General features: G+C 67.8%; 13 protein-coding genes and 1 tRNA gene. 9 read left to right on the forward strand and 5 right to left on the reverse strand.

The annotated features are described in order from the left end of the window. The first annotated feature begins 110 nt into the window (after positions 1–110). Genes Dsi01nite_RS07275 through Dsi01nite_RS07290 form a run of 4 tightly spaced genes read left to right on the forward strand, consistent with a single transcriptional unit; the run spans position 111 to position 4,193 of the window. Complete coding sequence (locus tag Dsi01nite_RS07275) at positions 111–1,412, forward strand: ABC transporter substrate-binding protein (protein ID WP_203845259.1); 1,302 nt, start codon at positions 111–113, stop codon at positions 1,410–1,412. Further along, positions 1,409–2,326, forward strand: coding sequence for a carbohydrate ABC transporter permease (locus tag Dsi01nite_RS07280; RefSeq protein ID WP_203845260.1), 918 nt, complete (start codon positions 1,409–1,411; stop codon positions 2,324–2,326). Before Dsi01nite_RS07275 ends, Dsi01nite_RS07280 begins: the two co-directional genes overlap by 4 nt. After that, positions 2,323–3,156: a carbohydrate ABC transporter permease gene (locus Dsi01nite_RS07285; RefSeq protein WP_239135745.1), complete on the forward strand. Its 834-nt coding sequence runs from the start codon at positions 2,323–2,325 to the stop codon at positions 3,154–3,156. Before Dsi01nite_RS07280 ends, Dsi01nite_RS07285 begins: the two co-directional genes overlap by 4 nt. Positions 3,157–3,176: 20 nt before the next feature. Beyond that, on the forward strand, positions 3,177–4,193 hold the full coding sequence (locus Dsi01nite_RS07290) for a LacI family DNA-binding transcriptional regulator (RefSeq protein WP_203845261.1): 1,017 nt from the start codon (positions 3,177–3,179) through the stop codon (positions 4,191–4,193). On the opposite strand, the gene Dsi01nite_RS07295 is transcribed toward Dsi01nite_RS07290, so the two are convergent. Then, complete coding sequence (locus tag Dsi01nite_RS07295) at positions 4,190–4,582, reverse strand: SRPBCC family protein (RefSeq protein ID WP_203845262.1); 393 nt, start codon at positions 4,580–4,582, stop codon at positions 4,190–4,192. The two genes, Dsi01nite_RS07290 and Dsi01nite_RS07295, sit on opposite strands and share 4 nt — an antisense overlap. Before the next feature lie 107 nt (positions 4,583–4,689). Next, on the reverse strand, positions 4,690–5,190 hold the full coding sequence (locus Dsi01nite_RS07300; RefSeq protein ID WP_203845263.1) for a hypothetical protein: 501 nt from the start codon (positions 5,188–5,190) through the stop codon (positions 4,690–4,692). Positions 5,191–5,939: 749 nt separating this feature from the next. On the opposite strand from Dsi01nite_RS07300, the gene Dsi01nite_RS07305 reads away from it, so the two are divergent. Together Dsi01nite_RS07305 and Dsi01nite_RS07310 are read left to right on the forward strand one after the other, a co-directional pair. Next, the gene (locus Dsi01nite_RS07305) at positions 5,940–6,419 is read left to right on the forward strand and encodes a hypothetical protein (RefSeq protein ID WP_203845264.1); all 480 of its coding nucleotides are present in this window, start codon (positions 5,940–5,942) and stop codon (positions 6,417–6,419) included. A gap of 14 nt (positions 6,420–6,433) precedes the next feature. Continuing rightward, the gene (locus tag Dsi01nite_RS07310; RefSeq protein WP_203845265.1) at positions 6,434–6,622 is read left to right on the forward strand and encodes a hypothetical protein; all 189 of its coding nucleotides are present in this window, start codon (positions 6,434–6,436) and stop codon (positions 6,620–6,622) included. A gap of 578 nt (positions 6,623–7,200) precedes the next feature. Here the strand turns inward: Dsi01nite_RS07310 and Dsi01nite_RS07315 are convergent. After that, positions 7,201–10,437: a class I SAM-dependent DNA methyltransferase gene (locus Dsi01nite_RS07315; RefSeq protein WP_203845266.1), complete on the reverse strand. Its 3,237-nt coding sequence runs from the start codon at positions 10,435–10,437 to the stop codon at positions 7,201–7,203. 269 nt (positions 10,438–10,706) lie between these two features. On the opposite strand from Dsi01nite_RS07315, the gene Dsi01nite_RS07320 reads away from it, so the two are divergent. After that, entirely contained in the window at positions 10,707–11,978 is a 1,272-nt protein-coding gene (locus tag Dsi01nite_RS07320; RefSeq protein WP_203845267.1) for a DUF6615 family protein, read from the forward strand. Here the strand turns inward: Dsi01nite_RS07320 and Dsi01nite_RS58855 are convergent. Both Dsi01nite_RS58855 and Dsi01nite_RS07330 read right to left on the reverse strand, forming a co-directional pair. After that, a complete protein-coding gene (locus Dsi01nite_RS58855; protein WP_203845268.1) occupies positions 11,969–12,652 on the reverse strand; it encodes a DUF4365 domain-containing protein in 684 nt (227 codons plus the stop codon). The two genes, Dsi01nite_RS07320 and Dsi01nite_RS58855, sit on opposite strands and share 10 nt — an antisense overlap. A gap of 258 nt (positions 12,653–12,910) precedes the next feature. Beyond that, positions 12,911–12,984 (reverse strand) — tRNA-Met (locus Dsi01nite_RS07330). Between the two features lie 101 nt (positions 12,985–13,085). On the opposite strand from Dsi01nite_RS07330, the gene Dsi01nite_RS07335 reads away from it, so the two are divergent. Together Dsi01nite_RS07335 and Dsi01nite_RS07340 are read left to right on the forward strand one after the other, a co-directional pair. Then, positions 13,086–13,610, forward strand: a complete 525-nt coding sequence (locus Dsi01nite_RS07335; RefSeq protein ID WP_239135747.1) for a SigE family RNA polymerase sigma factor — start codon at positions 13,086–13,088, stop codon at positions 13,608–13,610. After that, the gene (locus tag Dsi01nite_RS07340; RefSeq protein ID WP_203845269.1) at positions 13,607–14,488 is read left to right on the forward strand and encodes a hypothetical protein; all 882 of its coding nucleotides are present in this window, start codon (positions 13,607–13,609) and stop codon (positions 14,486–14,488) included. The genes Dsi01nite_RS07335 and Dsi01nite_RS07340 overlap by 4 nt, the downstream gene beginning before the upstream one ends. Positions 14,489–14,498: the final 10 nt, after the last annotated feature.

Here is a 14,498-nt window from a genome sequence, read left to right on the forward strand (position 1 = left end):
TCGGGGATGCGCAACGTCTTGACACCGTGCAGGACCGAGCCAAAACTGGGAGCGCTCACGGTCGTTCACCCCCGTCTTCCCCCGACGACGATCGCTTAGTTGGAGACCTCATGAAGCCGAAGTTCCGCGCACTCCTGCTCGCGGCCACGGCCGGCACCCTCCTGCTCTCCTCCGCCTCCGCCTGCGGCTCCGGTGACGCCGCCGAGACCGGCGGCAAGGTCGAGCTGACCTTCTGGTCCTGGGTGCCCGGCATCGACAAGGTCGTGGCGCAGTGGAACACCGCCCACCCCGACATCCACGTCACCGTCAGCAAGCAGGCGCAGGGCGACGAGGAGGTCACGAAGGTCCTCACCGCCCACAAGGCCGGCAACCCGCCGGACCTCTTCCAGGCCGAGTACCAGGCGCTGCCGACCCTGGTCAGCAACGGTGCCGCGGCCGACCTCACCAAGCACGCCGGCGACGCCAAATCGAAGTTCGCGCCCGGCGTGTGGAGCACGATCACGCTCGGCACCGACGCGGTCTACGCGATCCCGCAGGACTCCGGGCCGATGATGCTGTACTACCGCGCCGACCTGTTCAAAGACCTCGGCCTGCAGGTCCCCACGACCTGGGACGAGTTCGCGCAGGTCGCCAAGCAGGTGAAGCAGAAGGACCCGAAGCGCCGCCTGACCACGTTCTCCGCCGGTGACCCCGGCTGGTTCGCCGGCCTCGCCCAGCAGGCCGGCGCCCAGTGGTTCGGCGTCAGCGGCGACACCTGGTCGGTGCACGTCGACGACCCGGCGACCAGGAAGCTCGCCGACTACTGGAGCGGCCTCGTCGCCGCGGGTGACGTCGACAGCCAGCCGATGTACACCCCCGAATGGAACAAGGCACTCAACGACGGCACCCTGATCGCCTGGCCGAGCGCGGTCTGGGGCCCGGGCGTCCTGGCCGGCAACGCACCCGACACGGCGGGCAAGTGGGCCATCGCCGAGCTGCCGCAGTGGACCGCCGGCGAGCACAAGACCGGCAGCTGGGGCGGCTCGTCCACCGCCGTGGCCGCGAAGAGCAAGCACATCGCGCAGGCCACCCAGTTCGCCGTGTGGCTCAACACCGACCCGGCCGCCGTCACCGGCCTGATCACCGAGGGCGGCATCTACCCGGCCGCGACCGCCGCGCAGTCCGGCGGGGCCCTCGCCAAGCCGCCGGCGTTCTTCAGCAACCAGCCCGAGTTCTACACCCTCGCCCAGCAGTTCGCGGGCACCGCCGCCGGCGTCACGTGGGGCCCGAACGTGAACGTCACCTACGCCACGTACAAGGACGCCTTCGCCAAGGCCATTACCGGTAGGACCGCCTTCGGTCCGGCCGTGGACCAGATGCAGAAGGCCACCGTCGACGACCTGAAGAAGAACGGCTTCAAGGTCTCGGGATGACACGACGTCCGACGCGTACGGCGCCCGCCCGGGTGCCGTACGCCTTCCTCAGCCCGGCCATCGTGCTCTTCGCCGTCTTCATGGTCGTGCCCATCGGCTACACCGTCTACCTGTCGCTGCGCCGGGCGAAGGTGACCGGGCTGGGGCTCGGCGCCGCCGCCCGCAGCGAGTCCTTCGCCGGCCTGGCGAACTACCGGGCCGTGCTGGACGACGACGAGTTCTGGCGCAGCGCGGTGCGGGTGCTCATCTACGGCGGGCTGCTCGTGCCGACGATGCTCGGCCTCGCGCTGCTCTTCGCGCTGCTGCTGGACCTGCCCCGGGCCCGGGCCCGGCGGTTCTCCCGGATCGCGATCTTCCTGCCCTACGCGGTGCCGGCCGTCATCGCCAGCCTCATGTGGGGGTTCATCTACCTGCCGTCGGTCGGCCCCGGCCAGTGGCTGCTGGTCCAGGCGGGCGGCGACCCGGTGAACCTGCTCGGCCCCACCAGCATCTACTTTTCCATCGCGAACATCGCCGTGTGGGGCGGCACCGGGTTCAACATGATCGTGATCTACACCGCGCTGCGGGCGGTGCCGACCGAGATGTACGAGGCCGCCCGCCTCGACGGCGCCACCGAGGCGCAGATCGCCTGGCGGATCAAGATCCCGATGTTGATGCCCGCGCTGATCATGACCTTCGTCTTCTCGCTCATCGCCACCCTCCAGGTGTTCAGCGAGCCGACGACGCTGCGCCCGCTGACGAACGCCCTCCCGTCGAACTGGACCCCGCTGATGAAGATCTACCAGGATGCCTTCGCCCGCGACGACATCCACTCGGCGGCCGCCGCCTCGGTCGTGCTCGCCCTGGTCACGCTGGTGTTCTCGTTCGGCTTCCTGCAACTGGTGCAGCGCCGCGCGTTCGGATCCGAGCAGTGAAGCCGCGCTTCTTCACACTGCCGACGGCGGTGCTGCTGATCGGGGCGCTCTACTGCCTGCTGCCGATCGTGTGGGTGGTCACCGCCGCGTCGAAGACCAACGCGGAGCTGTTCCACAGCTTCACCCTCGCCCCCGGCACCGCGCTGCTGGACAACATCGGCGAGCTGTCGAGCTACCAGTCCGGCATGTACTGGCGGTGGATCCTCAACACGGCCCTCTACGCCGGCGTGGGGGCGCTGCTGTCGACCGCGGTGTCCGGGCTCACCGGGTACACCCTCGCCAAGTACCGCTTCCCGGGCCGCTCGGTGGTCTTCAACGTCCTGCTCGCCGGGGTCCTCGTGCCGGCCGTGGTCCTGGCGATCCCGCAGTATCTGCTGCTGGCGAAGTTCCAGCTCACCGACAGCTACCTGTCGGTGCTGCTGCCGAGCGTGCTGAGCCCCTACGGCATCTACCTCGCCCGGATCTACGCGGCCGCCGCGGTGCCCGACTCGCTCATCGAGGCGGCCCGCGCCGACGGCGCCGGCGAACTGCGGATCTTCGCCAGCATCGCGGCCCCGTCGATGGTCCCCGGACTGGTCACCGTGTTCCTGTTCCAGTTCGTCGCGATCTGGAACAACTTCCTGCTGCCGTTCATCATGCTCACCTCCGACGACCGGTTCCCCGTCACCGTCGGGCTCTACACGATGCTCAACCAGGGCAACACCACGCCCGCGCTCTACACCCTGGTCGTCACCGGGGCGCTGCTGTCGATCCTGCCGCTGGTCGTGCTCTTCCTGACGCTGCAGCGGTACTGGCGGGTCGACCTGCTGTCCGGAGCGGTCAAGGGCTAGCGCTGGTGCACAATGTCGTCGTGCCCGAACCGCGTCGCCGCCCCGCCCGCCGTCCCACCATCAACGATGTGGCGGCGGCGGCCGGGGTGTCCAGGGGCACCGTCTCCCGCGTCCTCAACGGCGGCCGCGACGTCAGCGACGCCGCCCAGGAGGCGGTCGAGAAGGCCATGCGCAAGACCGGCTACGTCGTGAACCAGCACGCCCGCAGCCTCGTCACGCAGCGCTCGCAGTCGGTCGCGTTCATCCTGTCCGAGCCGCAGGACCGGCTCTTCGAGGACCCCAACTTCAACGTCCTGCTGCACGGCTGCACCCAGGCCCTCGCGAAGCACGACATCACCCTGCTGCTGACCCTCGCCAGCAGCCTCGAGGACCGCAAGCGCCTCGGCCGCTACCTGACCGGCGGCCACGTCGACGGCGCCCTGCTCGTCTCCACCCACAGCGGCAACCCGCTCATCCCGGAGCTGCTCAGCCGCGGCCTGCCGGTCGTCGCGTGCGGCAAGCCCCTCGGCTACGAGCGGCAGGCCGCCTACGTCGCCGCCGACGACCGCGACGGCGCCCGGCAGATGGTCGAATACCTGCGCTCCACCGGCCGCCGCCGGATCGCCACGATCACCGGCCCCCTCGACACCCCCGGCGGCATCGAACGCCTCGCCGGCTACCGCGAGGCGCTCGGCGACTCCGACCCGGCCCTGATCGCCCACGGCGACTACACCCGCGCCGGCGGCGAGGCCGCGATGCGCCGCCTCCTCTCGCAGACCCCGGACCTGGACGCGGTCTTCGTCGCCTCGGATCTCATGGCCGCCGGCGCCATCACCGTGCTGCAACTCGCGGGCAAGCGCATCCCCGAGGACGTCGCGGTCGGCGGCTTCGACGACAGTCAGGTCGCCCTGACGACCCAGCCGCCGTTGACGACGGTGCGCCAGTCGTACCCCCGCATCAGCGCCGAAATGGTCCGGCTGCTGCTGAGTCTCATCGACGGGGAGAGCCCCGCCGCCGTCATCGTCCCCACCGAACTGGTCGTCCGGGAGTCGGCCTAACGCTCCAGGATGTCCCGCAGGGCGTTGAGGTCGGCCTGGACCGCGCCACAGTCCCGCTCGAACTCCTCGTCGGTCATCTCCGGCTGCCGTCGCACACTGAACACGACCTCGCTGCCGTCACCGTCGACCGTCACCCGCATCGGGTTGTAGAACGTCTGCCCCGACGGCACCGTCACGTGGTGATCCATGACACCGAACGGATTCTCCGGCGCCCAGTCCAGCAGGATCCGCCCCATGTCCGACTCGGCGACCCATTGTCCGTCGACCTGCTCGACGGACTTCAACAACCCCGGCGCCCACGCCGGCAGGTTCCTCGGATCCGACGCATAGGCGTAAACCTCCGCCGCCGACCGATCGATGTGCGTGCTGACATGCCGCGACTCCGTCATACCCCCGATCCTGCCCCGTCACCGCCTCCTCCGCGACCCGCCGCGGCCTGTCCACGGTGCCCGGGCCGGGACGCCCCGCGGGGCGTCCCGGCCCTCGTGCCTGAGGGTCAGCAGCCGCAGGTGTAGTAGAGGATGTCCCAGTGGTTGCCCTCGTCGGTGTAGAGGTTGCCCGAGGCGGCCTGGTACTGGTAACCCCACCCGGGGATGTATCCGACGTAGGCGTAGTGCCCGGTGATGTAGCCGTTGACGCACGAGGTCTTCTGGATGTCGAGCTTGTAGCCGTTCCAGTGGCTGTACGTGCCACCGGCGTGACCGGTTTCCGTGCCGGCGGTGATGGTGACGGCGCAGCCGCTGGCCCGCTTGAACGTGATGATGCCGGTGATCGTGGCCTGCCGAATGCCCTCGAACGAGGTGCAGGTGGCGTTGTTGCGGTCGCTGCAGTTGCCGCTGGAGGTCCAGCTGATCCCAGCGGCACGCAACTGCGAGGCAGCGCTGGAGTGACTGACAGCGAACGCGGGCGTCCCGAAACCGAGGACGATCGCGATCGCACCAAAGCTGGCGAGCAACACAGTGAGCACGCGGCGCCCGGCGCGCAGGGTCATAGGCATGGGGCATCTCCTGATTCGCAGCAGAGGGGTAACTTTCTTGCGAAGCGGAGGCCGGCCAGTGCAATTTTTACCATAGGCAGACATCGATGCCAAGCCGACCGCCCGGCACATCACGACCCGTAGCCGCACCCGGCTACCTGAACCAGATGCGGATTCGCGATCGCCCAGCCGGCTGGCCGGATGGAGTCACAGCGCCTTTCCAACGAAGAGCGCCCCGGACGCGGTTGAGGGGGTGTGGGTGGAGCGCAGCTCCCCCACGGGGAGCGAAGGCGAAGCCAAGCGCGAAGAACGCGGAGAACCCCCGGACGCAAGAGGCCCCCGCCGCGAAGCAGGGGCCACCAAGGGTTGTAGCGGGGACAGGATTTGAACCTGCGACCTCTGCGTCTCGTGATGCCTCGTGGTGGGACCTCTGCCCGGATCTTGCCCAGACGGAATGATCTGCGTGGAGGCCGCGCAGGATCAAGATCCGATTGATGCACACCCAACTTCAGCTACTCACCGTAACGGAGCTTCTTGCCTGTCGAGAGTCTCCGTCAGTCGCGCACTGGACATGGAACCTCTGTGGACTTGCGGTCGGCCGGGTGGACGGCTGTTCGAGGCGCCAGAGTCGTCGCCGGCCACCCCGCCGCTCGCGGCAGTCAACAAGGCCGACCCAGTGCCTCGTTTGCGACGTGGCGCGACCCAGCAGTAATCCTGGCATTCTCTGGCATTCTCTGGCGTTTTCTAACGCTCGACGTTAGGATTTGCCTATGAGCTCCGAGACGATCTACGCACGGGTCCCGACCGCGATGAAGGAAGCGATCGACACCTACGCCACAGAGCGGGGCACCAAGCTGACCAGCGCAGTGGTGGATCTGCTCGGACGCGGGCTTGAAGCGGTCGCCGATGAGAAATCCATCAACGACCTGCTCGCGAACCTGGCCCGTACCACCGCTGAGAAGGCCGACGTCGAAGCCGAACTAGTGACCGCACGAGCGCAATTGGCCACGCTGTCAACCTTCGCCGATCGAGCGGGCCAGCGCGTTGGCACTTGCCCGAGCTGCAGCAAGCCGATCACTGGAGCCGACTTGTTCGCTGTTACTCGCTGCCCGGCCTGCAAGCAGCCCTTGACCGAGTTGCTCGCGCCGAAGGCTGGTGCTGTCTCGACGCTCGACCAGCGGGAGATGCTGCTGCTGGTCGGCGCGCTCGGTGCAGTGCTTGCGATCGCCTATCTGTCCACCAAGAAGTAGCAAGGGAGATCCTGATGAAAAGCAAGCAGATCCTGGCCTTGGTCGCGGTTGGTGCCACTCTCTACCACCTCGCCGCGCTGTCCAGGGACGCCGAGCGGTGGGCGAACAACGCACGGCGGGTACGTGCCAACCCAACCCCAGAGAACCTGATCGGCCTGCTCCTCGCCAGCGGCATCCTGCTCGCCGACCTTCGGTCGATCTGATGCGCATCGGTTGCACGGGGGCAGGTTCTGCTGGCCCCCGGTACAACCGATGCGCATCAGGCGCCATCCGAACGGCCGGAAGTCAGCTGCAGACGGTGGTGGTGCTGTTTGGGCAGGTCGGGCGGGCTTCATGGTCGGGGCTCGCGCGTTGCGCGCCGAGCTGCCCGCCTGGGGTCAAGGGGAGCAGCTCCCGATCGGTAATACTGGTACACCTGCCCGTTGTGCCTTGACGTCGTCTTCCGGATCGTCGTCAGCCAGCCGGACTCGATACTGACGATCGAGCACGCCCGCCGGAGTGCTCCATTTTGCCGCCGACCCACAGATCAGCGGGTCTACGTCGGCGGACGGACCGCCGAACGACGTCCCCAGTCCTGATCTGCTGCCGACGTGCGTCACGCTGCTCCGCGACACCTACGCCAGGACGGCTCCCCCGCGCAGTCGTCGCCCAGGCCATCCTCGCCATGTTCGCGGCCTGGCCGACGGCTGACCGCCAGATCGTCGTCCAAGCACTGCTCGGATAATTCACGACCGACGCACGCCGACCATGCAGGCATGTCGTCTGTTGCGGCCGGCACCGGCTATGTGGGCACCGGCAGCGGGTGCCTGATCTGTAGTTCGTGTTCTTCGAGGCTTCGCAGGATCAGGGTCTCGTCCTGGCACTGGTTGAGCAGGAACAGCTCGCGGGTCTGGCATTGCGGGCACAGTCTGACCGCGGCCAGCGGCCACAGGTCGACGGGGTTCCCACCGGCGCCATTGACGTAGATCCGGTCCGGTCGCAGCGGGGAAAGGCTGGGCCGGTCAAAGGGTTCCCAGCTGGGATGGCTGCCCCTCAGTGTCAGCCCGACGATCCGGTACGAGGAGTCGTCCAGGTACTCACAGCGTTCCACCCAGTCCCAGGGGTTCGCGGCGAGCCAGTTCGCTGTTGTGAGCGCCGAGATGACATGGGGTTCGAGGGTCTCCACGTCCTTCTCGATTTCATGGTGAGCGCGGACGCCGTGCGAGTGGTGGGTGCGGTTGCGGACCTGCTTGATCGCGGCGAGCGCGTCGCGGATGCCACCCGCGTCACGGAGCCGGCCGAGGTCGGTGACCTGCGGCGTGGCGGCGCCGTCGGCGAACCGGCCGATGAACGTCGTCCAGGTACCGAAGGTGGCGCCAGTCCGCAACTGGCCGCGTAGCGCCGCGGTGAACCCGCCCTGGTCGGCGATCAGCTCGCCCAGCGCGAGGATGCCGAGCACGCGGGCGACGCCTTCGCCGAGTTTCAGCAGGCCGTCCTGCTGTTCGGCGGGATGGGTGCTGATCCGGTACCGCCGGGCGAGGGACGCGATGTGAAATGGGTAAGTCCATTCGGCTCGCCCGACCGGGTCCTCGACCGGCCGCATCAGGTCGGCGACGAGCGCGGCCTCGGAGGCGGCCGACCGGATTTCGTCACGGAGCCGCTGAACGTCCGTCTGGCCTGCGCTGAACACGTTCGGCAGGGTGTTCGACGCCGCCGCCCGGATCCTACGTCGGCTCTCCTGCACCGCCTCGAGGTCGCGCTCGATCTCTCCGTCGAACAGGTCGACGGGGACCTGGATGTCCATCAGCTTGCGGCCGGTCATCCGCAACGCGGCCGACGAGTCCTCCGGACGCGAGTTCAGCCATTCGCACAGCAGGCGGCCGCGCCCCTCGACGGGATGGAGCACGAACATCGAGGTGACGGCCTCGCCGAAGTTCGGCGGAAGCAGTCGCCAGTTGCCGGGCCAGCCAACCAGGTCACCGTCGCGGCACACGGTCATCGGCAGGCGGGCCTCGGAGGCCTCCGGCAGGGCGGCAGCGGACTCGACGTCGTGCAGGTGCCTGACGCTCAGGTGCCGCCAGCCGCTGTTCTCCCCGACTATCCGAACCCTGGCCGTCTCCCGCCGCGCGAACCGCTTTAGTGAGTCGAAGTCCGCGTTGATCCGGGCGACGAAGAAATGGGTCGGCGAGATCTCGTAGCCGAACCGGGTCTTGCCGGGGTCGAACCATGCGTCCGGGTCCGTCGGCCAGACCTCGTCGCGTAGGTGATCCTGCGGATCGCGGTGGGCCGGAAGGTCGACCGATGTGCTCAACGCCGGGTCCGCCTCGACGTCCCGGCCGTTCTTCTGAATCTCCCCAGCCGGGTCCGGCACCCGCAGCAGTCGACTCACCGCGTTCTGGAACCCGGCCGTCGTTGGCCACGTCTCGCCGGCGTCGCGCACCGCCGCACGCAGTACGCCGAGGGCCTTGTTCCTGGTCGCCCAGGAGGACCCGATAAGCTGGCGCAACGGTTCGGCGAGGGTATCTCGGCTGAACACGTTGCGACACGGAGCCTCGGTGGCCAGGCGGCGAGCGGTCGACTCGGTCAGATCGAACCGGGCTCGCAGCGCCCGGTCGACGACGATCCTACGGACCGCGAACTCCTCTGTGCGCAGCAACCGCACGCGGGCGTTCCACGGATGCTGCGGATCTCGCGTGATGGCGACCGCGTTCTGATACGCGTCGGTGACGGCGGCGATCTGGTCCGGCGCAAGGTATCGGCGTTTCCTGCCGCGCGACTGGCGCATCTGCTGCCACTCGTCGCGGGCGTTCACCAGCACGACCCTGCCGCGACGGTCGACGTCCTTATGATTACTCAGGAGCCAGTAGTACGGCTCGATGGCCGTGTTGTACAGCAGTTGCTCCGGCAGCGCGACGATGCCCTCAAGCAGGTCGTTCTCCAGGATCCACCGACGGATCTCCGACTCGCCCGATCCGGGACCGCCCACGTCCAACGGCGATCCGCTGAACAGGACGCCCACGCGGCTGCCACCGTCCTCCGGCCGTTTCATCTTCGCTACCATGTGCTGCAGGAACAGCAACGACCCGTCGCCGATGCGAGGCAGGCCCGCGCCGAAACGGCCGCCAGACCCGAGCATCTCGGCCTCGTGCCTGACGACGTCCTGAACGTTTCGCCAGTCCAGACCGAACGGCGGAGCCGAGATCAAATAGTCGAACACCTCGCCGGGAAAACCGTCCTGACTCAACGAGTTGCCATGCACGACACGACCGCCGCCGTCGCCCCGCATCAACATATTCGAACGGCAGATCGCGTACGTCCGCGCGTTGATCTCCTGACCGAACGTCTCGACGACGACGGACGGATTGCATACTTCGATCTGCCGACGCGCCTCCAACAACGCTCCCCCGATACCGCACGCGGGGTCGTGGACGGTCCGCCGACCGGTGCCCTTGTCCTGCGGCACCAGCAGCTCCACCATCACCCGAACAACGTCCCGCGGTGTAAAGTTCTCGCTGGCAGCGTCGTAGTTGGCCGCAGCGAAGGCCTGTACGAGCTCCTCGAAGACGGCGCCCATCCGGCGGGCGCTCACCGCCTGCGGGCCCAGATCGAGGTCAGCGAACCGACGCACCACCGGATACAGCAACCGAGCCCTGTCCAGACGGCTGATCTGCCGGTCGAAGTCGTACGCCCGTAGCACGTCGGCGATGAGTTCCGAGTACCCGGCAACGTGATACCGGAGATTCCTGGCAACCTCCATCGGATCCGACGCCACCGACTGGAAGCTCATCTGACTCGTGTTGTAGAACGGCAGGCCCGTCGTCTCGCACAACACGGCATCGAGATCGGCGAAACCTTCAGCATGCAGCTGACCGAAACGATGGACCACTTCCCCCGCCGTCGGCTGCAGCAACAGGTCGAGCCGACGCAACAGGGTGAACGGCTCGACCACACTGGCGTACTCCGACGGCCGGTAGTCACCCCGCAGCAGATCTCCGATCGACCAGACCAGCGCGCTCAGATCCTTGGCCTCGCTGCTCACGAACTCCCCCCGCCCCGCGACGTGCCGAAGCCATCGATCATTCCACCTTGTCGTCAGCCAACGAAGTCTGCCTCGGCGGGCTTGATACGTGGACGGCACGCGGCGGTTCCGGTACGTGTCCGCCGGAAACCGGGAGACCATCCGGGTCGGAACCGGAGGTACCTTCGCTGCGGCGGTCCCGAACCCTCCCCAGAGAGAGACCCGGTGAGCAATTTGGTGATCGACCACAGCCGCATCGCAGTTCAGTATCGGGTTCACCAGGAGGGCAGATGGAATACCCAGACGTCTTCGTCAATCTGCGAAGCGCCGTACTTCGCGGAAGTCGCTCATACCACCGGCTGGAGCATCTGGGCCGCAACCGCGACTCGGAGGCGGACTCCCCTGGGCGGGGCTATACGTTGGCCGAAGAGACGATCACGGACCTTCTCATCGCCGACATGGCCGGGGTCGCGTACGAGGTGGCAGGACCCTGCCCGGATTGTTTACCCGAGAGTGCTGACTGCGCTCATTGGAACGGCGTGGCCAAGTCTTCGGAAGCCAGGTTGCTGATCCGGCCGTTGACGAAGGCCGAGGAAGGCGGCAACCGCAAGAAGAAGGCCGTCGGAGCGGATTTCGCGATGACCTTCCATAACTCCACAGCGACCGGCGGCGCCCCCGGCGTCCGCCTTCTGATCCAGGCCAAGCGAGCAGTCCTCCCGGTGGGCCGGATCCTGACGACTCCTGCTGAGGACAGACAGTTCAGGCAGCTCATCACGAGCGCCGACGAATACGGTGCCGTCCCTTACTACGCCCTTTACGTTCAGCACCCTGACGCGCACAGAGTGTCGGAGACCCGTTGCCCCTACACCAGCGAGTCCGCAGCCGATACAGCCATCGTCCTGGCCCCCGCGCACCCCGACCGCGGACTCCTCAATTCCCGGGCCGAGGATGCGATTGCGGTCGGCCGCCCTCTCCTGTGTATGACCGGGTGCCCTTGCTGCGGAACCCGCACCACGGCAGTGACCTTCGACGCTGCCCTCGCGTTTGTCCATCAGGATTTTCCTGGCTACCAACCCCAGGAAGATCTGCGTCCACTGCCTGCCGGACAGGCCGCCGTCTCGATCGACGACGGCCGGGCCGCTGTGGTGGAGGCGCCGAATCGATCCCCCCGACGAGGAGGGGCGGCCGGTGACGACAGGAAAATCCTGATCGTCCGACTTGGAACGACCAGGGAGTCACCGGACGGGCGCTGGATCGGTTACAGCCCGGACATGAACCCTCAGCAGGTCAAGGACTCCGCGAGCAAAGGGTGGATCCTGGACGAGAGAAAGGTTGCCGCCGTCAGGCACGTCGTAGCGACCTTTCGAGACGACGTGGTCGGCATCTACCAGATCTCACCCAATGGCCCCGTCAAGGAGCGGGTGTCGGGCAACCGCTGGATCTGGAACCTCAGGCTGCAGGACTTCACCGACGCCGATCTAGCCGAAGAGCTTCGTGAGCGGGCCCGGAGCAGAGTCCGGGGACTGACTCCGGGGACTCGAAGCCCGGTGATCTATGCGTGACGCCGCTGACCCGGTGAACGTTCATGGACAACGACGCACCAGGCGCGAGGATCCCAGGCCCTGGGTCCCGGGGTCGTTCGTTCGTGCGGCGTCCGGCGGGCCTGACTCAGGTCGCCGTCCCGGTGCCGGCCTGTACCGTGCCCGTCGCCGCCCACCCGGGCAAGGGGCGTGCCGGCACCGCGGCCACAACCCGGCAGCGCCCGGCACGGAAACCAGCGCAAGACCCAGCGTGAGGCCCAGCACAGGGTCCGGCGTCGGACATGTCGGCGACCGCACCTGAGTCCGCGCCGCGGAGAACCGGGCCAGCGCAGCGGCTGGTGGACGACGTGTTGGCGGCCGGCGGCGTCCTGGTGGTACGAGACGACCGACATGAGCGGAAGGCCGTGCTGGACCCACTTGTCGAAATGGCGTTTGTGATCCTCGTAGAACCACCATCCGACCAACGCACCGTCCTCGCCATGGACAGGTTGTCTGAACCACTTGGGCCCGGCCTTCGCCTGTACACCAACCATCAGGCCAAGACTGAACCGTTGGGCGTCGCGGACCTGCACGAACATATCCGTGCCCAGGTCGCCTCGCGCGTTGACCATCGGTGACCAGTGGATACGCCTGAAATCGAACGAGATCGCATCGACACCCAGTTCCCCGGTCTCATCCTCAGCCGTTCCCTGCATACGCCTCGCCGCCGTTCATCGGTGCCGCGGTGCGATCCACCGAACGATCCCGAACTTCGGGCCTACAGTACGTAGCCGACCACGGTTGCCTAAGTCACACCCCGGTGCAGGCCAATTTGGCCGTCCCGATCGGCTGAGAACAAAATCGTGCTGGCCCATGACATCTCGTGCTGTCTCGTTTGCCCGGACAGCGCCCGGAAGGAGATCAAAAACGCCGCCCTCGACCGAGGTGCGGCGTTTCGACCTGCATCTTCTTTGTAGCGGGGACAGGATTTGAACCTGCGACCTCTGGGTTATGAGCCCAGCGAGCTACCGAGCTGCTCCACCCCGCGTCGGTTTCTCAACCTTACCTGATGGGTGCCAATGGTTTCTCGGCGGGGCACTCAACCTTCCGGGTGGTGCTGTCGTCTTGACCGCGACGAAAGGAGAGCCCGTGTTCTGGAAACGCAGCTTCGATGGCCTCGACGCCCTCGTCGCGGAGCGTGGCAGTGCGCTGCTCGCCACGGCGGTGCTGCTCACCGGCAGCCGCGCGGCGGGGGAGGACCTGCTGCAGGGCGCGCTGGAGCGGCTGATGCGCTCGTGGGGGCGGGTCCGTGAGGACCGCGAACGGTACCTGCGACGCACCATGTATCACCTCGCCGTCGATCAGTGGCGGGTGCGCCGTCGGCGGCCCGAGGTGTTCGTGCACGCGGAGCCGCAGGGGCAGCCCGACGCGACCGACACCGTCGCGCTGCGGCAGGCGCTGATGCAGGCGCTCGCGCAGTTGCCGCCGCGGCAGCGCGCGGTGCTGGTGCTGCGGTACTGGGAGCAGCTCAGCGAGGCCGAGGCCGCCGAGGTCCTCGGCTGCTCGGTGGGCACCGTCAAATCGACCGCCTCGCGGGGTCTGTCCCGCCTCCGCGAGCTCACCGCGACCTGGGACCTCCAGCCATTTCCCATCTCCAGTGGAGCGCAACGATGAGCATCGACCTTGAAACGCAGCTCGCGGCCGGCATGCACGAGCACGTCACGGATCTGACCGTTGACGGCGCCGCCGTTCTCGGGCGGGCGACCCGGCGGCACCGTCGCCGTGTCGCCGTGATCCGCACCGGCTACGCGCTGGGCGTCGCCGGTCTCGCCGGGGTCCTCGCCGTCGGGCTGACGGCCGGTGGCACCGGTGGCCGTGCCACCCAGGACCCACCCGCGGTGCAGGCCGGGGCGCCGGCCTCGCTGCGGCTGCAGAAGGCGGCCGCGGCCAGCGACAACATCAGCTACCGGATGAAACTGACGATGACCAACCCCGCGGGGGAGGTGTTCAACGTCTACGAGGGGGCCTTCGACCCGCTGACCGCCACCGGGCGCGTCAGCAACTCCAGGGACGATTCCGTCGCCGTCGAGCTGCTCATCGACGGCACCCGGTACATGGGCGCCGAGCCGCCGCTCGCCCCGCTGCCCCCGGACAAGGGACCCGGCGAGAAGTACAGCCGCTATGGCCAGTATCCGGGCAGGTACGACCGCCTGTCGCTGTTCGGCGAGAACAGCCTGCTCAGCGCGGCGGCACCCGATCCGGCGGTGCTGGTGAAGGCCCTGGAGCAGGTGAACGCGACCATCACGCAGGCCGCCGACGGCACCCTGCACTTCACCTACTCGACGCAGCACGAGCTGGACTCGACCACCAACGCCGGCGACGTGACGCTCAACGCCGACGGCCGTATCGCGAAGGTGACCCTCGTCAGCACCTGGCAGACGACGGCGAAGGGCCGCCTCGACACCGGCACCGTGCACGCCACGCTCGAACTGTCCGACTACGGGCTGCCGGTCCACGTCGAGCGCCCCGCGGACGTCGTGCCGGCGAACTGACCCACCCGCA

The sequence above is a fragment of the Dactylosporangium siamense genome (assembly GCF_016862795.1).
GTDB classification, from domain to species: Bacteria; Actinomycetota; Actinomycetes; order Mycobacteriales; family Micromonosporaceae; genus Dactylosporangium; species Dactylosporangium siamense.